The sequence below is a fragment of the Sphingobacterium sp. NPDC055431 genome, from assembly GCF_053644255.1.
The window spans coordinates 18060-40691 of the sequence record NZ_JBSHLH010000007.1; the positions used below are offsets into that span (position 1 = coordinate 18060).

Annotated in this window: 21 protein-coding genes; 9 read left to right on the plus strand and 12 right to left on the minus strand. The window is 38.2% G+C overall.

From position 1 onward, the window contains the following. The first annotated feature begins 129 nt into the window (after positions 1 to 129). From ACWIB3_RS08350 to ACWIB3_RS08360, 3 genes are read left to right on the plus strand one after another with little or no spacing between them, the layout of a single operon-like run. The gene (locus ACWIB3_RS08350) at positions 130 to 705 is read left to right on the plus strand and encodes a PhnA domain-containing protein (RefSeq protein ID WP_454291429.1); all 576 of its coding nucleotides are present in this window, start codon (positions 130 to 132) and stop codon (positions 703 to 705) included. Between the two features lie 29 nt (positions 706 to 734). Then, positions 735 to 1433 (plus strand): thioredoxin domain-containing protein, encoded by a 699-nt coding sequence (locus tag ACWIB3_RS08355; protein WP_185211907.1) that lies wholly within the window; start codon positions 735 to 737, stop codon positions 1431 to 1433. Between the two features lie 21 nt (positions 1434 to 1454). After that, positions 1455 to 1832 carry a DUF423 domain-containing protein gene (locus ACWIB3_RS08360; RefSeq protein ID WP_185211906.1) on the plus strand — a complete coding sequence of 126 codons (378 nt, stop codon included), beginning with the start codon at positions 1455 to 1457 and terminating at the stop codon, positions 1830 to 1832. A 47-nt stretch (positions 1833 to 1879) separates the two neighbouring features. Here the strand turns inward: ACWIB3_RS08360 and ACWIB3_RS08365 are convergent, their stop codons facing one another. The 5 genes from ACWIB3_RS08365 to ACWIB3_RS08385 form a co-directional block, all read right to left on the minus strand. Then, the gene (locus ACWIB3_RS08365) at positions 1880 to 2599 is read right to left on the minus strand and encodes a menaquinone biosynthetic enzyme MqnA/MqnD family protein (RefSeq protein ID WP_185211905.1); all 720 of its coding nucleotides are present in this window, start codon (positions 2597 to 2599) and stop codon (positions 1880 to 1882) included. Further along, the gene (locus ACWIB3_RS08370) at positions 2592 to 3218 is read right to left on the minus strand and encodes a histidine phosphatase family protein (protein WP_185211904.1); all 627 of its coding nucleotides are present in this window, start codon (positions 3216 to 3218) and stop codon (positions 2592 to 2594) included. The genes ACWIB3_RS08365 and ACWIB3_RS08370 overlap by 8 nt, the downstream gene beginning before the upstream one ends. Positions 3219 to 3230: 12 nt before the next feature. Then, on the minus strand, positions 3231 to 4430 hold the full coding sequence (gene mqnE / locus ACWIB3_RS08375) for an aminofutalosine synthase MqnE (protein ID WP_454291353.1): 1200 nt from the start codon (positions 4428 to 4430) through the stop codon (positions 3231 to 3233). A gap of 61 nt (positions 4431 to 4491) precedes the next feature. After that, complete coding sequence (locus ACWIB3_RS08380; RefSeq protein WP_185211902.1) at positions 4492 to 6315, minus strand: ABC transporter ATP-binding protein; 1824 nt, start codon at positions 6313 to 6315, stop codon at positions 4492 to 4494. A 172-nt stretch (positions 6316 to 6487) separates the two neighbouring features. After that, positions 6488 to 7543, minus strand: a complete 1056-nt coding sequence (locus ACWIB3_RS08385; protein WP_454291354.1) for a LacI family DNA-binding transcriptional regulator — start codon at positions 7541 to 7543, stop codon at positions 6488 to 6490. A 585-nt stretch (positions 7544 to 8128) separates the two neighbouring features. On the opposite strand from ACWIB3_RS08385, the gene ACWIB3_RS08390 reads away from it, so the two are divergent. The 5 genes from ACWIB3_RS08390 to ACWIB3_RS08410 all read left to right on the plus strand — a co-directional run bounded on the left by ACWIB3_RS08390 (position 8129) and on the right by ACWIB3_RS08410 (position 11653). Then, entirely contained in the window at positions 8129 to 9292 is a 1164-nt protein-coding gene (locus ACWIB3_RS08390) for a pyridoxal phosphate-dependent aminotransferase (RefSeq protein WP_185211900.1), read from the plus strand. A gap of 39 nt (positions 9293 to 9331) precedes the next feature. Continuing rightward, positions 9332 to 10171 (plus strand): prephenate dehydrogenase, encoded by an 840-nt coding sequence (locus ACWIB3_RS08395; protein WP_454291355.1) that lies wholly within the window; start codon positions 9332 to 9334, stop codon positions 10169 to 10171. Positions 10172 to 10177: 6 nt separating this feature from the next. Next, on the plus strand, positions 10178 to 10681 hold the full coding sequence (locus ACWIB3_RS08400; RefSeq protein WP_185211898.1) for a GNAT family N-acetyltransferase: 504 nt from the start codon (positions 10178 to 10180) through the stop codon (positions 10679 to 10681). 111 nt (positions 10682 to 10792) lie between these two features. Further along, positions 10793 to 11122 carry an ArsR/SmtB family transcription factor gene (locus ACWIB3_RS08405; RefSeq protein ID WP_454291356.1) on the plus strand — a complete coding sequence of 110 codons (330 nt, stop codon included), beginning with the start codon at positions 10793 to 10795 and terminating at the stop codon, positions 11120 to 11122. A 57-nt stretch (positions 11123 to 11179) separates the two neighbouring features. Then, positions 11180 to 11653 carry a DUF6428 family protein gene (locus ACWIB3_RS08410; RefSeq protein ID WP_454291357.1) on the plus strand — a complete coding sequence of 158 codons (474 nt, stop codon included), beginning with the start codon at positions 11180 to 11182 and terminating at the stop codon, positions 11651 to 11653. Between the two features lie 21 nt (positions 11654 to 11674). On the opposite strand, the gene ACWIB3_RS08415 is transcribed toward ACWIB3_RS08410, so the two are convergent. Further along, complete coding sequence (locus tag ACWIB3_RS08415) at positions 11675 to 12268, minus strand: LURP-one-related/scramblase family protein (RefSeq protein WP_185211895.1); 594 nt, start codon at positions 12266 to 12268, stop codon at positions 11675 to 11677. 169 nt (positions 12269 to 12437) lie between these two features. Here ACWIB3_RS08415 and ACWIB3_RS08420 point away from each other — a divergent pair, with 169 nt between their 5' ends. Next, positions 12438 to 14321, plus strand: a complete 1884-nt coding sequence (locus tag ACWIB3_RS08420) for an alkaline phosphatase (RefSeq protein WP_454291358.1) — start codon at positions 12438 to 12440, stop codon at positions 14319 to 14321. 95 nt (positions 14322 to 14416) lie between these two features. On the opposite strand, the gene ACWIB3_RS08425 is transcribed toward ACWIB3_RS08420, so the two are convergent. The 6 genes from ACWIB3_RS08425 to ACWIB3_RS08450 are packed head-to-tail and all read right to left on the minus strand — an operon-like array spanning position 14417 to position 22509. Beyond that, on the minus strand, positions 14417 to 14941 hold the full coding sequence (locus ACWIB3_RS08425) for a hypothetical protein (protein WP_454291359.1): 525 nt from the start codon (positions 14939 to 14941) through the stop codon (positions 14417 to 14419). A 10-nt stretch (positions 14942 to 14951) separates the two neighbouring features. Continuing rightward, positions 14952 to 18056 carry an efflux RND transporter permease subunit gene (locus ACWIB3_RS08430; protein WP_454291360.1) on the minus strand — a complete coding sequence of 1035 codons (3105 nt, stop codon included), beginning with the start codon at positions 18054 to 18056 and terminating at the stop codon, positions 14952 to 14954. 2 nt (positions 18057 to 18058) lie between these two features. Then, positions 18059 to 19165 carry an efflux RND transporter periplasmic adaptor subunit gene (locus tag ACWIB3_RS08435; RefSeq protein ID WP_254529977.1) on the minus strand — a complete coding sequence of 369 codons (1107 nt, stop codon included), beginning with the start codon at positions 19163 to 19165 and terminating at the stop codon, positions 18059 to 18061. Between the two features lie 2 nt (positions 19166 to 19167). Next, entirely contained in the window at positions 19168 to 20439 is a 1272-nt protein-coding gene (locus ACWIB3_RS08440; protein WP_454291361.1) for a TolC family protein, read from the minus strand. Between the two features lie 49 nt (positions 20440 to 20488). Beyond that, on the minus strand, positions 20489 to 21823 hold the full coding sequence (locus ACWIB3_RS08445; protein WP_454291362.1) for a sensor histidine kinase: 1335 nt from the start codon (positions 21821 to 21823) through the stop codon (positions 20489 to 20491). Beyond that, positions 21820 to 22509: a response regulator transcription factor gene (locus ACWIB3_RS08450; RefSeq protein WP_254529973.1), complete on the minus strand. Its 690-nt coding sequence runs from the start codon at positions 22507 to 22509 to the stop codon at positions 21820 to 21822. Before ACWIB3_RS08450 ends, ACWIB3_RS08445 begins: the two co-directional genes overlap by 4 nt. Between the last annotated feature and the right edge of the window lie 123 nt (positions 22510 to 22632).

Below are 22632 nucleotides of genomic sequence, written 5' to 3' on the forward strand. Positions count from 1 at the left end.
TAGTTTGTTTTGGTTACACTACAAATTCTTTGCCATAGGTATTATCAGGTGATAATATTGGTTAAAGGTACAATTCATTCCCCTCATTTAAAATGCTTATCTTTGAAATCATTATATATTACCAAACATATGTTATTAGACGATCTGAAAAATAGAAGTGAGAGTCAATGCGAATTATGTCGCTCATCCGAAAACCTGGACATTTACGAAGTCCCTCCTGCTTCCAACCCTTCTTTAGATAACAGCATTTTGATATGTTCTGTTTGCAGAGCACAGATAGAAAAAACCGAACAGATTGATCCGGAACACTGGAAAGTCCTTGGAGATACCATGTGGTCAGAGCATTTGCCAGTTCAAGTTGTGGCTTGGAGAATGTTGAGCAGATTGAGAAATGAAGCCTGGGCAGCCAATAATTTAGATATCCTTTATTTAGATGATGAAATTCTAGAATGGGCTAAGAAAACTGGAGACCATGAAGCTGAAGCAACCGTAGAATTTCATCAGGATTCAAATGGCACCCGTTTGTTTGAAGGTGATACCGTGGTGCTTATCAAGACATTGGACGTAAAAGGTTCAAGCATTTCAGCGAAATTGGGTACCGTAGTTAAGAATATTAGACTTGTTCCTGACAATACCGAACAGATTGAAGGTAAGATTGAAGGGCAAACAATCGTTATATTAACAAAGTACCTGCGTAAAGGCTAAGCTTTTAGGCAGAAAGAAAAACATAGAACATGAAAAAATTATTATTCACCGCATTGATTGGGCTTGCCTGTTTACAGGTAAATGCGCAAGAAAAAATTGATGCAAAAAAAATGGAAGAGGTCATAGCAAAACCTCAAACCCAATTATTGGATGTGCGCACTGCTGCTGAATATGCCGGCGGACATATTCCAAATTCAGTAAATGTGGATTGGAACGAAAAAGAAAACTTCAAGGAGTCCATCAAAACGTTAGACAAAAATGAACCTGTTTATGTGTATTGCCTAGGTGGTGGAAGAAGTAAACAAGCTGCGGCATTACTGACTGAAAATGGTTTTAAGGTATATGACTATTCAGGTGGCATGATGGATTGGAGAAGTGCAGAAAAACCTGAGATTAAACCTGACAACGCTAAGGAAAGCAAAGGCTTAAGCACTGAAGATTTTGATAAGATCATCAATTCATCTGATCTGGTTTTGGTTAATTTTTCTGCTGTATGGTGCGCTCCTTGCCAGGAGTTGAAACCTACCATTGAAAAGATTGAAAAAGAACAGGCCGGAAAAGTTAAGGTGGTGAGGATAGATGCAGACCAGAACAAGGAACTGATGAAAGTTTTAAATGTCCGTGGCATCCCTCAACTATTACTTTTCAAAAAAGGTGAAGAAGCTTGGAATAAATCAGGCGTTGCAACCGAAGACGAAATACTAGCACAGATCAAAAAAGCGAAATAAAGAATCAAAAATTAGAAAAAGGTGAACCAAACTGTATTAATATCCGGAGCTGTCTTAGGAATTCTTTCCATTGTGCTTGGAGCATTTGGTGCTCATGCCCTAAAGAAGGTGTTATCTGAAGAAAGATTAAGTTCCTTTGAAGTTGGAGTCCGCTACCAAATGTATGCTGCCATTACTTTGCTGATCATTGGTTTTCATCTTGATTTCTCCAGTTCTATTGAAAACTGGGCATATTATGGTCTGTTTTGGGGCTGTATCCTGTTTTCAGGAAGCATCTATATCTTGAGCTTTAAGGACCTTTTGAAATTCAATATGAAATTTATTGGACCTATCACCCCTTTGGGCGGTCTTTTGATGATCGTTGGTTGGCTAATGCTCCTGATTTCTTTTATGAACTAGAAACTGAAAAAATAAAAAAATCCCCGAAAAATTTTCGGGGATTTTTTTTATAGTTCTTTATACCACTTCAAATACATTTCAATGGCTTTTTTCTTGTCATCATCCAAATGATAATTCAAATTCTCATTTAGATATTTATGATAATCAAAATTTGGGAAAATCGGTAAACCAGGAATGACATCATCGGGTCTTGAAACTCCATCAGCTAATGCAGCGTTGAATTTTTCCTCAAAACTATCAGGTAATTTCTTATTCGACACCCAGACGGCGTAGGCGAATGGCAAACCTGTCAACTCTTTCCAATAATGCCCCATATCATAGGCATATGGAACCTGCTCTTTTTTACCAAAGGTTCTGTCACCGATCAATACATAGGCATCAGCCGCTCCTTCCGTGACTATTTCCACATCTCTCTTCCAGTAATGCTTCAAGAGGATCCTAGCGAGACCATTTGAGGTCCTTGATTGCTTATCCAATAGCAGGGTATTGATTTCCTCAATAGGTTTCGTGGAGAAGATAAAAACTGAATCAACATAATCGGTTGAACCAATACAGTAATCACCTATATAATGGTATTCCTTTAGGTCGGTTAAGGCGGCAGTGGGAATAATACCCATATCAGACTCATCGGCAATAACCTTACGAGCACATTCTGACGGATAATCTACAGAAAGCTCAATATCGTTCATTACATCTGAATTTCTTATTCCTTGCAAAAAGGGCAATGTATTGGTATAAGAAACTGCAGATATTCTAATCTTATTCATTTAACAAACCTTCTAAATGTTTTGTGTTGTAATAATCAACAATAGAAAAACTGTTGTTTTCATACTCTAATTTATATAGAGCGGTATTAGTGTGCGGAAAGTCATCCATTTTACATACAGGGACCTCAGTCAGGTGACAGAGCATTATCCGCATGGCACGACCGTGCATACAGACCAAAATCGTTTCTTCGTCTTCTTGTTCCAACATGTAATCAACGGCTTCTTTCTGTCTAAAGACAAGGGCATTTGGAGATTCCCCGTTTTCAATAGCAAGATCCAGATCATTGTTTTTCCAAGAGGTAACCACTTTATCAAATCCCGACAGGATATCTTCAGTCTGCTCCTGCCCTTCATAGATTCCCCAACTGATCTCATCCAAGCCCATCAATTGTTCCATTGGAACACCGTCTTTAAGGAAAGGAGAAACCGTTTGGTGGGTTCTCAATAAGGTTGAGGTATAAATCTTGTCAAAAGGGATATTTTTATATGCATCGTAGAAGGCTTGGGCCTGCTTAAATCCATTGTCATTCAATGGACTGTCCACACCTCTACCTTGCACAATACCTTTTAAATTTAAATCGGTTTGACCGTGACGTATAAAATAAAATGTTTTCTTCAATTTAGCTCCGACTTATGAATTTACGACAGGCAAAGAATAATATTGTTTCTTTGGATTGGTTTCTTCAAATACAAAATCTTTATAATCTGTGACCACATTATAAAGGGTATCACGTTCAATCGGATGACGACCAACATTCTTGATCAATTCAACCAGTTCTTTCGTACTCATCGCAGGGGTCTGTTCTTCTGCACCTGCCATACTATAGATCTTGGTGGTATCATCCAATGTGCCATCGATATCATCTACTCCAAAACTTAGGGCCATCTGAGCCGTATTTCGAGAGATCATCGCCCAATACGCTTTGATATGGGCAAAATTATCCAGATAAATCCTCGCTATGGCATAATTCCTCAAATCTTCAATAACGGACACCTCAGGAACATGGTCCATTTGGTTATCCTTGTTTCTAAATTTCAATGGAATGAAAGTTTGGAATCCCCCTGTTTTGTCCTGCAATTCCCTTAAGCGTTCCATATGGTCTACACGGTGCCAGTATTCTTCGATATGGCCATATAGCATGGTTGCATTAGTATACATTCCTAATTTATGTGCCTGCTCATGGATATCCAGCCATTGTTCTGCATTACATTTATCGTCCGCGATCTTCTCCCGTACTTCTGGATGAAAGATCTCAGCACCACCACCCGGCATAGAATCCAAACCACAGGATTGCATGAACTTCATGCCCTCATAATGGCTCAATTTTGCTTTCTTGAAAATGTAATAATATTCTACAGGGGTTAGACCTTTGATATGCAGTTCAGGACGATGCTCCTTGCAACGTCTAAAAAACTCAGCATAAAACTCAAGGTTTTGTTTAGGGACAACTCCCCCAGTGATATGGACTTCGGTTACAGGCTCGCCATCGTATTTTTTCACGATGTCCATCATACCATCAACATCCATTTCCCAACCATCTGTCCTGTTTTTGATCAATCTCGAATAGGAACAAAATTTACAGTCATATACGCAGACGTTAGTTGGTTCAATATGGAAATTACGGTTAAAGTAGGTGTAATCTCCGTGCTTTTTCTCTCTGATATAATTTGCTAATACGCCTAAATATCCTAATTCTGCGTTTTCATAAAGGTATACACCTTCTTCAAATGTAATACGCTCGCTATTAAGTACCTTCTCTGCAATTAGCTTTAATTCATTCGATAAATTTTTGTCGTTCAATAAAAACGATAATTTTTCTGTTGCTTCCATTTCGCAGTCCTTACTATACAAATGTAGGAAAACATACCCGAAAAAGCTAAATTTTGGAGGTCTAAGCTTCTACAAATTGTTGCATATCAATCAGGCGTTTGTAAAGACCATTTTGAGCGATCAAGTTCAAATGCGACCCGACTTCAACAATTCGACCAGCTTCCAAGACGATAATTTTATCTGCATTTTGAATGGTACTCAAACGGTGCGCAATAACAACGGTGGTCCTATTCTCCATAAGTTTGTACAGGGAATCCTGCACAAGACGTTCAGACTCGGTATCTAAAGCAGAAGTTGCCTCATCCAATAACATGATTGGAGGGTTTTTCAAAACTGCTCTGGCAATACAGATACGCTGACGCTGTCCACCGGAAAGCTTGGATCCACGGTCACCGATATTGGTTTGGTAGCCTGCTTCGGTACCCATGATGAAATCATGAGCATTGGCAATCTTCGCTGCTTGGATTACCTGCTCTTCCGTTGCTTCTGCATTCGCAAAAGCTATATTATTGAATATCGTATCATTGAACAAGATCGACTCTTGATTAACCACACCGATTATTCTTCTTAGGGAATCTTGTTTTAGATCCCTGACATCGATTCCGTCTATCAATATTGCCCCTTGCGTAGCATCCATAAATCGAGGGATTAAATCTACCAAAGTTGATTTCCCTCCACCCGAAGGTCCCACGAGCGCTACGGTTTCACCCTTATTGATGGTTAGGTTAATATCTTGCAAGACTTGTGTTTCCTCATAAGCAAAGAAGACATTATTGAATTCAATCTTGCTATCAAAACGTTCGATATCCAAGGCATTCGGTTTATCTGCTACTTGATTTTTCTCATCGATAAGCTGCAATACACGTTCACCCGCAGCAATACCGTTATGAATATTGCTAAATGCATCGGTCAGTGCTTTTGCTGGGCGCATCACTTGAGAGAAAATGGCAATATAAGCGATGAATTCAGAGGCTTCCAAATCACCTTGACCACTTAAAACAAGGTGCCCGCCGTAAAGCAAGATTACCGCGACCATAGCCACGCCCAACAATTCAGATACTGGAGATCCCATCTGTTGACGGCGTACCATCCTACGGTTGATCTTTGCGTATTCATCATTCTCCCAATTGAACCTTCCTTTAATGAATTCAACAGCATTGAATGATTTAATGATTTTTATACCGGACAAAGCTTCTTCCAATAAGGTAATCATATTGGCATAGATCTTTTGCCCCTGTTGGGCCTGATGCTTTAGGGTTTTAACGATCTTGGAAATAAAAAAGGCCGATACCGGAATGACCAATAAAGAAAAAACCGTCAGTTTTGCAGAAATCAGGAACAGCATGACCAAATAAGCAATCAATTGCAAGGGCTCCTTGAAAGCAACCTGTAAAGTTCCCGTAACGGAGAACTGAACAACCTGTACATCGGAAGCAATCTTGGAAATGATGTCACCTTTGCGTTGATTGGAAAAATAACCAAGGTGAAGGTTCATAACATTGTTAAAAACCGATTTTCTCAGATTTAACAAGGTATGTATCCTAAGGTTCTCCATAATCCTTTGAGAAAGGTACCTGAAAAGATTACTGATAAATACAGAAGCTACTATGACGATACAGACATATTTCAATGCATTGTATGGACCTAAACGGTAGTTAAGGTCATAGGCAAAGTAATTGAAATAACCCATCACATCAAAGCCTTCAGGCTTGGCAATAGGTTCGATTACGGCATCTTGGGAATTAAATAAAGTATGTAATAGCGGTGCTAATAATGCTAAATTCAAGGTGCTGAACACCACCATTATCAAAGTACATATGATATAAGGAATAGCATATTTTTCTATGGGTTTCGCGAACGAGAGCAGTCTAAAGTATGTCTTCATGCAGATTACTAAGATTACAAATGTAATAAAAATTGTAATCTAAGCTGATTTTCGATCCTGATGGCATTGAATTGTTGCAAATAAATGTCAAAATCCAACCTATAAAGAACTTGGAACCCAAGCATCAAAATCACAATTAAATGGTTTTATATTCTTGACTGATTAATAAGATTTAGTTTTCATAATATTGATAGTTTTCCCGGGTAACAATATCAATCGGCATATATTGCAACTTAACAACCTTTCTTTTTGCAATAAAGAACTCATACAAGGCAAGAAAAGCCTTATAACCCTGTTCCAAAGGTTTCTGGCAGATCAAGAAATCAATGATGCCATCTTTCAGGAATTCAATGTTCTTGCTATGATAGCCATTGCCAACTAATTTGATATGATCTAGACCGCGATTTTTTAGGTAAGTCGCAACAATATATGCTCTTGAATTCGTCACATAGATAAGTTTAGGGTTTTTATTCAGCAAATAATCATCCATGAAAACGGAGAATTCATCATTTTCGTTTATTTCGATGTTAAAGCTGTCAATGGAGCAATTATAATGGCTGTCCAGAAAATATTGCTCGAATCCCCTGATCTTTTCTTCCAAATGCTGGATCGAATCTTTCTCCCTGACCACATTGACCACTAAAATCTCATCTTTGGGTTGAATAAGGTACTGGCATAAATGCCCTACTACCCTTCCTGATTGTTCAAGGTCTTGTCCGATATAGCTTAAGGGGTGGACTTTAGGGACCTGAGATTCAATAAAGACAAACTGAATCCGCCTTTCTATACATTTTGCAGCAAATTCCCTTGTTTCGTTGATAAAAATGGGAACCACAATAACACCGTCTATATGCTTATTTAATAGCTCTTCACTTTGTTCTATGAAACTCAAACGGTCTTCTGTATCGAAGAAATAATAACGTAAATCCACTCCGAAATCACCAAATTCAGAAAGGGCTTCCTTAATACCTGAAACAGGTGCATTCCATTGATCTGCCTCTGAGCATTCCTTGGGAATCAGGATACCAAATTTATATACTCTTTTGGACGCCAACCTTTTTGCAAGGATATTTGGTTTATAATCCATTTCCTTTATTATGGACAATATCTTTTCCTTAGTTTTTTGCGCTACGCCAGTTCGATTATGGAGGACTCTATCGACTGTGGCTATGGATACATTTGCTCTTCGAGCAATCTCTTTTACACCAGATAATTCAGATACTTTCATGCGTCTTGATAATTAAAGAAAATTTTTTACTCTTTGTTGTGTCACACTATCATTTAAACGAAAATACACTTTTAAATCTTTAATTATTATTTTCTTTAAAATTAATTTTACATGAACAGGTTTTTACATAGTAAAATCGTGGGTAAGACGACACTTAACAAAAATAATTGGTTAATCTTTGTAGTTTAAGTAAACATTAAAAAATGCTTTAGTGATACCCTAATGGGTAAAAATTGAAATCAAACCAAATCAAACATCTTTTAAAAAGCTATACCGTAAATAAATCAATATTTCATCCTAAACAGCTAAACTAACTGACTTTGTTTTAGTTAAAATTTTTAATCAAGCAGGCATTTTCCTATTAATTATTTTTGAGCAAAATAATTGCACTCTGTTAAGCTCAGATTTTAAAGGATTTGGGTATTTAATAAAATTAAAAAAGGTTAAAAAAAAGTGGATGTTTAAATTACTGTTGATTTTATTGAAAATCGGTCATTAATTATTCAAAAAGTAGGTTTATTATTTATCATAATTGAAATAAAACCATTAAGATTTTATAATTTTATCGCCAAATTAAAATAAATAATGGAAATAGAAGTAGCGAAACGACTTCAACGAACTGAAGAATACTACTTTTCGAAGAAGTTGAGAGAGATCGATGAGATGAACAGGAACGGTGCGCAGGTGATTAACCTTGGCATCGGCAGCCCTGACTTGCCTCCTCATCCCGAAGTGATCAAAACGCTTCAGGAGCAGGCAGCATTATCAACCGCTCATGGTTATCAAAGTTATAAAGGCGCTCCTGCCCTTAGAACTGCCATGGCTGATTGGTATGCTCGATATTATCGCGTTTCACTAAATCCTAATACTGAAATCCTTCCATTAATTGGTTCGAAGGAAGGGATCGTCCATATCTGTATGACCTACCTTCAAGAAGGTGATGAAGCCTTGATTCCGAATCCTGGATATCCGGCATATTCAAGTGCGGTAACCATTACCGGAGCTACTCCAGTTACCTATAACTTGAAGGCTGAAAATTCTTGGCTTCCTGATTTTGAGGAACTCGAATCTAGGGATCTAAGTAAGGTGAAATTAATGTGGATCAATTACCCGCATATGCCTACTGGTTCATTGGCCAACCGTTCTTTCTTTGAAAGGATCGTTGAGTTTGGGAAGAAACACCAGATCCTGATCTGCCATGACAATCCATATAGTTTTATCCTGAATGAGCATCCCGAAAGCATCATGGAAGTTCCCGGTGCAATGGATGTAGCCATTGAGCTAAACTCCCTGAGTAAATCTTCCAATATGGCAGGATGGCGAATTGGGATGTTAATCGCTAATGAAAACAGGATCGGTCAGATCATGAGGTTCAAAAGCAATATGGATTCTGGTATGTTTTTACCGCTTCAATTGGCCGCAGCAAAAGCCTTGAGCTTAGATAAAGAATGGTATACCCAGCTGAATCAGGAATATAAGATTAGGAGAGAAAAAGTTTTTGAAATCATGGATCTATTAGATTGTACCTATGATACCAACCAAGTTGGGTTATTTGTATGGGCCAAGATTCCGGAAGGTTTTGAGAATTCCTTTCAACTTTGTGATGATGTCCTATATAAGGCACATGTATTTATTACTCCTGGAGGAATATTTGGTTCTGAAGGGGAAAAATTCATCCGTATCAGCCTTTGTGCAAAAAGCGAAGTCTTTGAGAACGCTATCGACCGAATCAAGAAAGCGATCGATTAGATCCTAAACCATTTTTTAAAAATTTGAATAATATTTGAAATGAATATAGCAATTGTCGGAATAGGTTTGATCGGTGGTTCCATCGGTATCCGACTTAAAGAAACCAAACTCTTCGAAAAGATTATCGGAGTAGAAAAAAGCGAAGTAAATCAAAAGAAGGCTCTTCAATTAGGGTTGGTAGATGAAATCCAAACCTTAGAGGAAGCATTGAAGTCCTGTAAAGTTATTGTCCTTACTATTCCTGTAGATGCTATCATGATCTTGTTGCCAAAATTATTGGATATTGCGACAGATCAGGTCATCATCGATATGGGATCTACCAAGTCTAATATCCTGAACCTCATCAAGGATCATCCAAACCGTGGTAGATATGTAGCTGCCCATCCAATGGCCGGTACAGAGTATTCTGGTCCCGAAGCAGCAATTCCTAATTTGTTTAAGGATAAAATGATGGTCTATGTAGAAGCATTCCGCTCGGATGAGGATGCATTTGAATTGGCAGACTCCGTAACGGAGCAGCTGGAAATGAAAACCTCTTTTATGACGGCAGAGGAACATGATATGCATACTGCCTATGTTTCGCATATTTCCCACTTGACTTCTTTTGCATTGGCCCTTACCGTTCTGGAAAAGGAAAAATCTCAGGGAAGGATCTTTGAATTGGCGGGTTCAGGTTTTCAATCGACCGTCCGTCTGGCAAAATCATCTCCCGATATGTGGACTCCAATCTTCAAGCAGAACAGAAATAATGTTTTGGAAGTATTGGAAGAGCACATCAAACAACTGCAACATATCTACGAAAAGATTGAAAAAGAAGATTACGATGCAGTACATAAATGGATTAAGAAATCCAATAAAATTAAACGTATCATTAAATAATAGCTTATGTTGGAAAGAAAAACCTTAAGCAACGATTTGGTAAAATTAATCCCCATGATCAAAAATGATTTTGAATGGGTATTTGCAGCTGCGTCAGATCCAGAAATCTGGGCTCAACATCCTGACAGCAATCGCTATACACCGGTGGGTTTTACCAGATATTTTCAAAAACTGATTGATACTGATATCCCCTACTTGATAATTGACAGCAAAACTGAACAGGTTATTGGTGCCACTTCATTTTATCATTATGATAGAAATGAAAAGTCAATAGCTATCGGTTATACCTTCCTTGCCAAAGAATATTGGGGTGGAGCATACAACCAGTCCGTAAAAAACTTGATGATGGATTTTGCCTTTGAAAAATTGGATAAGGTAATCTTCCATGTTGCCTCAGAAAACACACGTTCTCAAAAAGCATTGGAAAAAATCAATGCGGTAAAAGAGAATGAATTTGATGAAAATGGTAGTTTGAAATTCACATACGCCATTTACAAAAACAATAGATAAGAAAATTATCGAACTGTATTTCAATCCCTTACGTATTACAGTAAGGGATTTTTTTATTCAAATTTGATTTAAAAAACATTATATCGTAATATTGCGATACAAAGAATTGCTATGGGAATTACTAAGAGTGAGATCTTTACCGAGGAACAGAACAAATTGGCCAATTACTTCAAGGTATTAGGCCATCCTGCCAGGATTGCTATTCTACAGCATATCGTAAAGCAAAAAGGCTGTATCTGCAATGATTTAGTGGACGAACTAGGCTTGGCGCAAGCCACTATTTCCCAACACTTGAAGGAGCTTAAAAGTGTTGATATCATCCAAGGAAGCATTGAAGGCAAGAGTGTTTGCTATTGTATCAATGAAACGGTATGGAATGAACTCCAGGAAGAAATACATCATTTCTTTGAAAAACCATTTAAAATTGAAAAATGCTGTTAGCATTTTTTTTACCCTTAAGTATCGCAATATTACGATATATAGATTAAAACTAATACCATGAAACTATCAGAAATAAAAGAAATCCTTCCCACATTGGACAATGTGGAGTTTCAACTGGAAAACGGAACCCAGGTTCCCGAACATTTTCATGTTACGGAAATAGGAAGTATCCTTAAGAATTTTATAGACTGCGGTGGAACAATCCGCAAGGAGAAGGTCGTGAATTTCCAATTATGGAGTGCCGATGATTTTGAGCATAGACTAAAACCGGGAAAATTATTGGACATCATAAAATTATCAGAAGATAAGCTACAAATTGAGGATGGAGAGATTGAAGTAGAATACCAGGCAGATACTATTGGAAAATATGATCTGGAATTCAATGGCAAACAGTTTCTCCTAAAGAACAAAAAAACTGCTTGTTTGGCGGAAGATTCTTGTGGGATTCCTCCCAAAAAGCAAAAGCTGAATTTGGCAGACCTGAATGTAATCGAAGGTTCTTGCTGTGTTCCAGGTTCAGGTTGCTGTTAAATATAAAAGAAGGAATGGTAGTTAGCCATTCCTTCTTTCTATCAAGACCATCAGCATTAGACTGAGGACAAAACGCTCATCATCGACTTCACGCTGGGTTAATTTATTAACTGTAAACTTTCGACCAAAGAAGGAAGGTTCCTTAATAATTTCAAAAACGGGTTCTTCCTGATCATTTCGAAGGATATACGCAGGGTTAAAGATATAACCTGATAATATCCCTATCAATGGGAGCTCGCCAAAAAGCCCATCCCAAAACTTCACCCAAGGGTTCTTTTCCTTAATGGTATGGTCTTGAACATCGTTTGAATCCATTAAATTGAATGTAGACCTCCATAAAGATTTTATAGACTTCCTCCTCACCTTTCCGATCAATTTTCCAGTGCGATCTGTAATCGTAAATGTTTGCTGAAAGTCTATGAGTTTATTGGACCGAAGCTCATAAAGCAATTCTGCCTTACTTTCATCCCTATAGACCATGATAATGTCACGCCAAGAGAATATCTTTTCACGGACATAGTAGATACTGTTTCCATTGGCATCCTTTGCCGAAAAATCATTCGCAAGGCTCGTAACACGAAACTGGAAATGTAAAGGATATTGTAGGTCTTTCATGAAATAAAAATAGAGAATAGAATTGACATTTGGATGAAAGGACTTGATAGACTTTACAATGAGGTAACGGTAGTATAACACAACAATAATAGGTCCATCCTAATTTTGCTAAATCATTTATTCTTAACTTTAAAACAAACACCTAAAACCATAATATTAAGTCATTATAATGAATCGAATTAAATATTATCTGAGCCTAGCATTTTTTTGCAGTTTATCTTTCAATACCTTTTCTCAGATCAAGCCCATTGGATTTTTGGCTAATGCTCATTCGCATAACGACTACACACGTAATAATCCCTTTAACCAGGCCTATGGCCTAGGTTTTGGGTCTATTGAGGCAGATTTATTCCTAAAAGACGGAGAACTATATGTTGCTCATGATCCTGAAGACATCACCAAAGAAAGAACTTTTAGCAAGCTGTACCTAGAGCCAATACTCGAAGCATTTAAGCATAGCTCGGATGGATACCTCTTTCCTAACAAAGGGCAATTGCAACTCTTAATTGATCCAAAAACCGAGGGTGCTCCAATTTTAGAGCATCTGACCAAGTTGTTGAAACCGCATCGAGACCTCTTTGACAGCAAAAACAATCCTAAGGCAGTCAAGTTGGTTATAAGTGGAAACCGTCCTAAGCCTGCAGATTTTCATAAATATGATGAAATCTTCTATTTCGATGGGAAGTTGAATGAGAAATTCAACCAACAAGAGTTGGAAAGAATAGGGCTTATTAGTGCAAGTTTTAGCTCTTTATCCAAATGGAATGGCCTTGGCAGATTAACGGACAAGGATTTACAAAAAGTAAAAACTAAAGTAGATTCTGTTCATAACCTAGGAAAGAAAATTCGTTTTTGGGCAGCTCCTGATACTAAAACCACTTGGTATGAATGGCAAAAAATAGGGATTGATTTCATCAATACAGACAAACCTTTTGAGTTAAGTGAATTCTTGATCAATGAGCCAAAAACAGTTTATCAAGAGAACTCTACCTACATCCCCTATCAGATTAAAGAGAAATTCAAAACTGGATTAAAACCGAAAAACATTATTCTATTGATCAGTGACGGTGCCGGACTATCGCAGCTTTGGGCTTCTGCCATGGCTAACAGAGGAAATCTGAATGTACTAAATATGCACTATACCGGTTATCTAAAGACACAACCCACTGATAACTACCATACCGATTCTGCCGCTGGAGGCAGCGCAATTGCCACTGGCCATAAGACCAAGAACCGTTATATCGGAGTCGATAGCTTGGGAAATAAAGTGGATAACCTGCCTGACAGGTTGAACACGTTAGGTATGAGGACAGGTGTTGTGTCCAATGATGAAATCACTGGAGCTACCCCTTCTGCTTTTTTCACTCATGTCAATGAAAGAGATCTTTCTGACAGTATTGCTAACGACATTTTATTTAGCAAAATAAACTTATTCATCGGCGGTCCTAACCAATCCTTCAGTAAAAATGATAGTTCACTCATTAAGAAATTAAAATCTAAAGGTATAGAAATTGGCACCTCCTTGGAAACCGTTCAAAAAAGTTCTGCTAAGCAACTTTTAGTTTTTCAAGAAGACCAAGTTGACCATAAATGGAATAAACTGGATAAAGAGCAATCGGAAATCAAAACATCCTATCGCTTTATTGAACATGCCTTGAAACCCTCCATTGATTTCCTGAAAAGAGGAAATGACAAAGGATTTTTCCTAATGATTGAAGGCGCGAAAATAGACGGTGGTGGTCATAGCAATTCTACTGGTTTTTCTATGACGGAATATCTGAGTTTTGATAGATTAGTCGGTCAAGCATTAGAATTTGCGGAACAGGATAAAGAAACTTTGGTCATCGTGACTTCTGATCATGAAACTGGTGGAATGATTGTGCTTGATGCGGATCCTAAATCTGGTAGGGTCCTGGCGAGCTTTGCTACAAATGACCATACGGGTACTCCAGTTCCCTTAATGGCGTTTGGACCCGCTGCAGAACGCTTTCAAGGATTTTTGGACAATACAGATATCGCGAAGATTATTTATGATTTAAAAGGCCTAAAATAGCCAATCTAGCTACCTAGAATAAATAAAGGCTAGTTATCCCCGTATCGGAAGACTAGCCTTTATTATTATTTCTTTATGGATCTAAATCAAATGGATCAATATTTCCACTTCAATTTATCGAATACTTTTGACCACATCCAAATGGGTCCAATCGTCAATAGATTCAAGAAGGAAGCATTTCCTTTTTTCACCTTATTGCTGCTTAAGAACAGTCCAAATAATCCAATTATTGCAATAATACTGCACACTAAGATGACCGTTGGCCCACCATCTCGTTCAACATATTCCAGTTGGACGATGAAATAACTCATGATCCCAATCGTGAATAGCACGGCATAAGAAAGGGTCGGTGCCAATTTCAAATAACAGTAGATAACTATTGCTATGAAAAATGACCCCCAGTTCAAGAACGTATGGGCATTCATCTTAACCAAAAATTCTAATTGAGGAAAAGGGATCATCCATATCAATCCCATGATTCCAAAGAAGGCCAAAAAAATAAATATGGCATATAAGGCAAAGTTTCCTGTTCCATATGTTTGATCCAATTCGTAAAAATGTTTCTCTACAGGTCTGGAAAATTCTACCTTTTTATTGGTTTCATGAGCCTTTTTCTTCATGCCTGCAAAGTTAACTATTCTTTGCTAACATTTTATCCTTTCTATATGCATAATAGAATACTACCGGTAACACTGCAAAGGAAAGTATCAAACAGATCAATAGGCCACCAACAATCATAATGGCTAAGGGCTTCTGTATTTCAGACCCCATCCCACTGGAGAGCGCAGCAGGTAGCAATCCCATCGAACCCATCAGGGCAATCATCACAATAGATCTGATCCTACTTTTCACTCCTTGGTCGATAGCTTCTTTCAGCGGTTTCTTTTTCAGGTACTCCTTCATCACAACGATCAGGATGATTCCATTGATGGTATTTACACCGAAGAGGATAATCAATCCGATACCTGCGGAAATCCCAAAGATGGTACCTGTGATCCATAAAGACAGGAAGCCGCCAATAAAGGCAAATGGAATGGTAATAGCAGCAATGGCGGTATCTTTCATATTTCCAAAATTACTGTAAAGCAATATGAGGATCAGAATAAGGGAAATAGGAATAACCGTCATTAATTGTTTGGTTGCCCGTTCCTTGCTTTCAAATTCACCAGCCCATTCCATATAATTTTCTTTAGGAAGTTTTATGGATTTGGCTACTACCTCTTTTGCCTCCTCAATCGTACTTCCTAGATCCCTTCCCGATATACTAAAGCCAATACCAATGTATCTGCTATTGCCCTCACGATAGATAAAGGCAGGTCCAGTCACATACCCAATGCTAGCGATCTCTTGCAACGGTATATTCTCTCCGGTGCTTGTCGGTATGAGGATATTTCCTATTTTTTCAGGTGTATCCCTATATTCTTTATTGAATCGGAGGACCACATCAAACTGTCGATCTTTTTCATAAAATTTGGTTGCCGCCTGTCCACCAATGGTCATCGCGATAACGGCTTGTACATCCTTGGTAAAGATGCCATACTTCGCCATTTTAGAATCATGAAGCTGAATTCTTAATTCTGGCAAACCAATATTCTTATAAACGTTGATATCTGTAATCCCTCGAACCTTGCCGATCGCATCTGATACCTGATTTGCATAGTCTTCTAACTTGTACAGGTCATCACCAAAGATCTTAATAACCAAAGAACTCTTAACTCCGGCCACATATTCCTCTACGTTATCTTGAATGGGTTGGCTAAATCCAAAATTAATCCCTGGGTATTGATTCAATTTCTCCCTCAGTTCCTCGATGATCTCCTCCTTATCCAATCCTCGTTTCCAAGTATTTTGTTCAGTCAATTGGACGTTGAACTCAATATTAAAGAAGCCTGTGGGATCAGTCCCATCATTGGGTCTACCGGTTTGGGTTAAGATAAAATCAATCTCCGGACAGGTCTCCACCATCAATTGCTTCATTTCTTTGGTCAGCCGGCTAGATTCATCCAGATTAATGCTATTGGGCAAAGTCGCTCGGATATAGATGGCCCCTTCATTTAATTGAGGAAGGAATTCAGAACCATAATTCATAAACTTTATCGAACATAAAGCTAGAATGCCAATAAAAACAACAATGGTTATTTTTTTGAATTTCAGGGCATAACTATAAAGTCCATAGATAGATCTATGAAAGAATCTGGTCACAAAGTTTTCTTTCTCTTCCATGCCTTTGGTAAAAAGCAACTTGCACATAGCAGGAACATAGGTTAAACTTAATATCAAGGAACCTAACAATGCATATCCTAAAGTAAAAGCCAATGGGGTAAACATCTTCCCTTCTACCTTCTGGAAAGAGAAAATAGGTAATAACGCAACGATCAGAATCATCAAAGCGAAGAAAATATAGGAAGCTACACTACCTGCACTTTTCTTGATTACTCCCATCTTGGACATCTTTGCAAACCGTTCCGGGCCTACCTTATGGGATAGCGTCGCTAAAGCGACAAATACCGTTTCCACGATAACCAGGGTTCCCTCCAAGAGTAAACCGAAATCCAAAGAGCCCATTGAAATCAGATTCGCTGGTAACCCTTGGATCTTCAGCATTATTATGGCAAATAAGAATGAAAGCGGAATAACAGAAGCTACAATAAAGGTGGATTTCCAATTATATAGGAAGATAAATACAATCAGGGATACCAGTAAAACACCCTCAACAATGTTTTTTGATACGGTCTTGACCGTGCTGTCCACCAATTTCGTCCGGTCAACCGCTGTTTCGATCTTGACATTGTCCGGTAATGTCCTTGTATTTAATTCTTCGATCTTCTCTTTAAGCAATCCAATAACCTCGGATGGGTTCTCCCCTCTCAACATGACCACAATCCCTTCCACAACATCTTCCTGCTCATTGTATCCCACGCGACCCAACCGTGGTTTATTGGAAACTACAACCTCTGCAACATTTTTAATCAAAACTGGCGTAGAGCCGTTTAATTTGACCGTAATATTTCCTATATCTTCAATCTTGTCCAATAACCCGACACCACGCACCACATAGGCTTGATCTCCTTGTTGGATTACATCCCCGCCCACATTGATATTGGATTTTGATACCGCTTCATAAACATCGAGCGGTGTCAGACTGAAATTCTTTAGTTCGGTCGGATTGATCTTGATCTCATAGATTTTTTCCTCGCCTCCAAAACTGATCACATTGGCCACTCCAGGTACGCCAAGAAGCTCCCTTTCAATTACCCAATCTTGGATCGCTGATATTTCCTTGATCGGCAGATCGCTTTTAATGATGTATCTAAAGATTTCTCCTGTAGCACCTGAAGGTGGCTCTACCTCTATTTCCGTTCCTTCTGGAAGGTCTATTCCCGCTAATTTATTAGAAACATACTGCTGCGCATAAAAGTCATCTACCCCATCCTCAAACTGTACAGTTACCACAGACAGACCAAATAAAGAAATCGAACGGATATTTGATTTCTTAGGAATACTGTTCATCTCCTTGGAAATCGGCAAAGTGACCAGCTTCTCCACCTCCTCTGCACTTCGACCTGGCCATTGGATGATAATCCTCGCCCGCGTATTGGTAACATCAGGAAAGGCCTCAATCGCTGTATGTTTGAGCGCATAAATACCCGCAAACAAAAGGGCAAACGTGGCAAATAAAATAAAAGTGGTATTCCTTAATGAAAAGGTTACTATATTTTGAACAAACTTCTTCATCCTTACAAGCCCTTAATCTGTTCAAAAATCAATAGTGCATTGCTACCAATAACCTTTTCGTTCGCTTCTAATTTATTGCTTACATAGGTCACTTCTTCATTGCTCGAAATAATATCAAGCTTCTTTGCTTCCAATTGGCAATCTCCCTTGTAAACAACCATGAAATTTTCATTATTACTGAATACAAGCGACTTATTTGGAATGGCTAATGCTGTTTCTTCTGATTTTATTTTATCGATTATGATATCGGCACTCAAGCCGGGCATCAGGTTAAGGTTTTGGTTCTCCAATACCACCCGTGCCTTCATTACATGCTCATTGGCATCAAATACATTGTATATTTTATCTATTTTCCCGGTATAGACCTGATCTGGATATGCAATTGTCCTCACCTTAACCTGGTCTCCAGTTTTGATAAACCTAAGGTTACTTGCATAGACGTTCAACATCACCCAAACTTCCTTCAGATTCGAAATAGAAAACAAGGGATTGCTTTCCTGGGTAATGATTTGCCCTTGGCTGATATCTTTTTGGATTATATAACCATTTTTTGGTGCTAAAATCTGGAAAGTCCCCTCGCCTACGGCATGATAAAGCTGCAAAGATTGATTGATGCGTTTCAATTCAATCTTGGCACTTTCCAGTTCATGCTCCACTTGCAGCATTTCAGGCTCTGAAATCATCCCGTCTTTCAACAGGTCTTTCTTGGTTACCAAAAGTTTCGCTAGTAGATTGATCTGGTTTTGCTGTGCATTCTTCTGTTGAAACAGACTTTGGATTTCCGTTGATTTGATGGTTGCCAGGACCTGACCCTTTTTAACTTGGTCACCAAGCTCAAAATCAACACGATCGACTACGCCAAGCAATAAACTACGAAAGGTAACCAGATCATTCTCATTATATTCAATCTTTCCGGATAAGGTCAATTGCTCTACAATGGGGCTTTCCTTGACCGTAATAATTTCTGTAGTCTTTTTTAATTGATCGCTGATACAAAACCCTTTTGTGCTATCCTGTACGTCAATTTGTTGCTGCTGGCTGCTTCCACAGCCAGTGCAACATGCAATCAGGGTAATTAAACCTAAGGGTAAACTTTTAATATTTTTCATTATTATAGTTCCTGGCCAACTACATACTGTAGTTGTTCAAATGTGATTAAATAACTTTCCTGTAATTCCAAATAGGCTTGCTGAGCTTCACGAAAAGCTTGGGAAAAATCAATGAATTCGATGAGGGTAACCTGTTGTTCCTGAAGATATTTGATATAATTCTCTAAAACTCTTTGTTGTGCTGCAGTATTAGTATCCTTCCAGTTTGTCAGGTTCTCCCGGAATAAAGCAAGTTTATTCAATAGCTTATCGATCTCATTTCCTATTTCTAATTGCCTAGCTTGAAACTGGGCTTGACCTTGTTCAACCTGGATTTTTGCAGCTTGGATATTTCCCTTATTTCTGTTGAAGATGGGCAATTCAATGTTCACCCCAATACCAATGAAATTACTCATCACATTACCTCCGCGCTCATAATTCATCAATAGGTTTAAGTTTGGGGTTTTCTGTGCCTTCTCCAATCTCAACTGACCTTCAGAAAGCTGAATATCATTGGCCATCGAACGCAAATAAATATTTTGGGAATTAGCTTGTTCTTTTAGCTCGGCCGGTAATAAAGTCTTCTCGCCAACATGAAATCCATCAAAGGATAATTGATCTGCTTTCAGATCTGGTAATTGAGTAAGGGTTCTTAATTGCTGGAGGATCTCATTTTTTTGGCTCTTTAAATCCAAAAGCTCCTTCTGGATACCGATTAGCTCGGTATGGACCCTTAAAAAACTTACCTGGGAAACATGCTGTTTTTCAGCTTGCAACTTATATTGCTCATTCAATTTAGAGAACAATTCCAATATGGATTGCAATTGATTTTCTTCCAATTGAATTCTTTGTAGGCTATAAAAGTTGGTTCTTAAATCTAGCTTTAATTGCCTCAGGATTTCCTCAAACTCCAGCTGGGCAGAAGTCTTCTCCAATGTTTTAATGGCCACTCGTTTCTTTCTCTTCCCAGCTGTCTCGATCAGCTGTTCTAATTCCATATTGAGCTGCTGTTTACTTCCGAAATTGCCGATGAGGTTGGGCATGGTTTCAAAAGATCGGTTAGCCCAAAGGTTCAGGTTGTCAACGGTAAGATTTGGGTTGGCCCACAGCTTCTCCTGAACGATCAATGCTTCAGACTTTTCTATATGAAACTTATTCGCGATTAACTGCAAATTGTTTTTCAGAAACTGGGATTCTAAATCCTTTAGGGAATAGGTCTGGGCTTGCAGAATAACAGCAAGGCAGCTTAATACGAAAATTAGATAGAATTTCTTCACCATTAATATTTTCTGCAAACCTATAATTTGCAGATTAAGGTGAGTTTTAAATTAGATTAGAATTTGATTAGAATTTGAGAGAGACCTGTGTGCCCATCCCTTCACTTTGTAGTTTCATTTCAACTTTGTGCAATACAAAGATAATGTTGGCCATAGAGAGACCAATTCCCTTACCAGAAAATTTATCTGTGTTTTCCCCTCGGTAAAAGTTTTCCTTTACTTTTTTGAGGTCCTCCTGAGATATGCCAATCCCCTGGTCTACCACTAAAACCTCCAACCTGCCTAGGTCCTCATGAAGGATCACAGTTACTTTCTTATTGTTTGAATACTTTATTGCATTCTCAATGATATTATTGAAGGCTAAAGCCAAGAGCTTCTCATTACCCTCCCATTCCATTAAGTTAGCATCCTCTACTTCAATTTTCACCTCAATATCAGCTTGGTAATAGAGAACCGCATTTTCAATGACCTGCCAAATAATCTCATCAATTCTTAATCTTGAGAACTCAAAGCTTGTTTTTGCTCCAGACAGCAACATCATGTTTTCCAAGGTCTCTTCCAGATCAGTGGTATATTGCTTTAGTTGTTGGATTACATCTTCATACTCCGCTTTGCTCCGCTCCCTTTGGTTGGTCACCTCCAAGGTGCCTAAAAGGGCAGTAATCGGAGTCCTGAGTTCATGGGAAACATAATCAATGAAATTTTTCTGAACATTGAAGGTTTGAGAGATGCGATCTACAAACAGGTTATAGGTGTTCACCAAATCCTGGATTTCTGAATAGGATCTTTCCAATTGGATAGGTTTTTCAAAGTTCTTGCTATCTCGGTCCTTGATCTGTTTGATTACATCCACTATTGGCTGGTAAGCAATATAGCCCAGGAACCTTGAAAAGAAGTAAATTATACTCAGTCCAACAAAAAATGCAATAATCAAGATATGAAATAATGATTGCATCTGATTATTGAAGCCTTCTTTGGATTCTCGGGTGACAATGACAAAATCCCCTTCGTTATCATTATAGAATATACCGTTATAAAAGAAATGATCTGTGTTAAAGAATGAATTTTTATCCGTCCGAACCTGCCCTATAAAATCCTTCGAAATATCAGAAATTACGGACATGTCTCCAGCCTTCCTTTTATCAAGACTATCAAATACAACAATATCTCTTCTGGAAATAGTCTTCTGCAATTGCTTTTGGATATTTTCATGGTCCAGACTGCTCAACTCATCGCGTTCCAGATAATAGATGGCAGCTAATAATGATTTACTTTCCAAAGCATGTTGTTCAGATTTTTCCATCTGCACGTAATAGGCAAAATAAATAACAACTGATATCAATAGCGTAACAACGCTAAAAATACAGATCGAATATAAGGCTAACCTATGCTTTAACTTCATGAATCATACTTAAACATATATCCAATTCCTTTTACGGTTTGGATAAACTTCTGATCTTGGCTTTCAACTTTATTTCTCAAATAGGATATATATACATCCACTACATTGCTGTGATTGTTAAATGTGATGCCCCAAACTGCATTTAATATTTGCATTCGGCTAACCGTCTTATTTCGGTTTTCTATCAGGTACATCAGCAATTTGAATTCCCTCGGCGAGAGGTCAACCAGTTCCCCCTTTAAAAAGACTTTATACTGATCCGTGTCGATCTGCAGCTCATCAAATTCCAAAATCGGACTCTTCGGCTTTTCCTGATTATGGTATTGCTTTCTCCTGCTCAGGGCATTGATCCGCGACAGCAGTTCCTCAAAATGGAAAGGCTTGGTCAAATAATCATCGGCACCATAATCCAAGGAAGTCACCTTGTCTTGAATACTGTTCAAGGCACTCAGCATTAATACAGGAGCATAGACCTGTTTATAGCGTAAGGTCTGCAATAACTGCACCCCATCGATTCCAGGCAACATAATGTCCAAAACAATGACATCCCAATCAATTTTAAGGTTCTCCTCCAACAAGGCATCCTCCGCGGTTTTACAAAGGGTAACCAAAAAACCATTTTCCTCTAAACCTTTAATTAAGAAGGAACTTATCCGATGATCATCTTCTACAACTAATACTTGCATTTCTTTTAATTATTTCAAATTTAGCCATTTAGCCCATACCTTAATGCTATTTTATGGAATTCTAATCAAATTCTAATACAAGGGAAAAGAAAAAGCCCATCAAATGACGGGCTTTCCTATAAA

What these genes read in the sequence shown, in the direction of transcription:
- ACWIB3_RS08350 (WP_454291429.1), top strand. Translation starts at nt 130, where the DNA reads ATGTTATTAGACGATCTGAAAAATAGAAGTGAGAGTCAATGCGAATTA.
- ACWIB3_RS08355 (WP_185211907.1), top strand. Translation starts at nt 735, where the DNA reads ATGAAAAAATTATTATTCACCGCATTGATTGGGCTTGCCTGTTTACAG.
- ACWIB3_RS08365 (WP_185211905.1), bottom strand. Translation starts at nt 2,599, where the DNA reads ATGAATAAGATTAGAATATCTGCAGTTTCTTATACCAATACATTGCCC.
- mqnE (WP_454291353.1), bottom strand. Translation starts at nt 4,430, where the DNA reads ATGGAAGCAACAGAAAAATTATCGTTTTTATTGAACGACAAAAATTTA.
- ACWIB3_RS08380 (WP_185211902.1), bottom strand. Translation starts at nt 6,315, where the DNA reads ATGAAGACATACTTTAGACTGCTCTCGTTCGCGAAACCCATAGAAAAA.
- ACWIB3_RS08385 (WP_454291354.1), bottom strand. Translation starts at nt 7,543, where the DNA reads ATGAAAGTATCTGAATTATCTGGTGTAAAAGAGATTGCTCGAAGAGCA.
- ACWIB3_RS08390 (WP_185211900.1), top strand. Translation starts at nt 8,129, where the DNA reads ATGGAAATAGAAGTAGCGAAACGACTTCAACGAACTGAAGAATACTAC.
- ACWIB3_RS08395 (WP_454291355.1), top strand. Translation starts at nt 9,332, where the DNA reads ATGAATATAGCAATTGTCGGAATAGGTTTGATCGGTGGTTCCATCGGT.
- ACWIB3_RS08400 (WP_185211898.1), top strand. Translation starts at nt 10,178, where the DNA reads ATGTTGGAAAGAAAAACCTTAAGCAACGATTTGGTAAAATTAATCCCC.
- ACWIB3_RS08405 (WP_454291356.1), top strand. Translation starts at nt 10,793, where the DNA reads ATGGGAATTACTAAGAGTGAGATCTTTACCGAGGAACAGAACAAATTG.
- ACWIB3_RS08410 (WP_454291357.1), top strand. Translation starts at nt 11,180, where the DNA reads ATGAAACTATCAGAAATAAAAGAAATCCTTCCCACATTGGACAATGTG.
- ACWIB3_RS08415 (WP_185211895.1), bottom strand. Translation starts at nt 12,268, where the DNA reads ATGAAAGACCTACAATATCCTTTACATTTCCAGTTTCGTGTTACGAGC.
- ACWIB3_RS08420 (WP_454291358.1), top strand. Translation starts at nt 12,438, where the DNA reads ATGAATCGAATTAAATATTATCTGAGCCTAGCATTTTTTTGCAGTTTA.
- ACWIB3_RS08425 (WP_454291359.1), bottom strand. Translation starts at nt 14,941, where the DNA reads ATGAAGAAAAAGGCTCATGAAACCAATAAAAAGGTAGAATTTTCCAGA.
- ACWIB3_RS08430 (WP_454291360.1), bottom strand. Translation starts at nt 18,056, where the DNA reads ATGAAGAAGTTTGTTCAAAATATAGTAACCTTTTCATTAAGGAATACC.
- ACWIB3_RS08435 (WP_254529977.1), bottom strand. Translation starts at nt 19,165, where the DNA reads ATGAAAAATATTAAAAGTTTACCCTTAGGTTTAATTACCCTGATTGCA.
- ACWIB3_RS08445 (WP_454291362.1), bottom strand. Translation starts at nt 21,823, where the DNA reads ATGAAGTTAAAGCATAGGTTAGCCTTATATTCGATCTGTATTTTTAGC.
- ACWIB3_RS08450 (WP_254529973.1), bottom strand. Translation starts at nt 22,509, where the DNA reads ATGCAAGTATTAGTTGTAGAAGATGATCATCGGATAAGTTCCTTCTTA.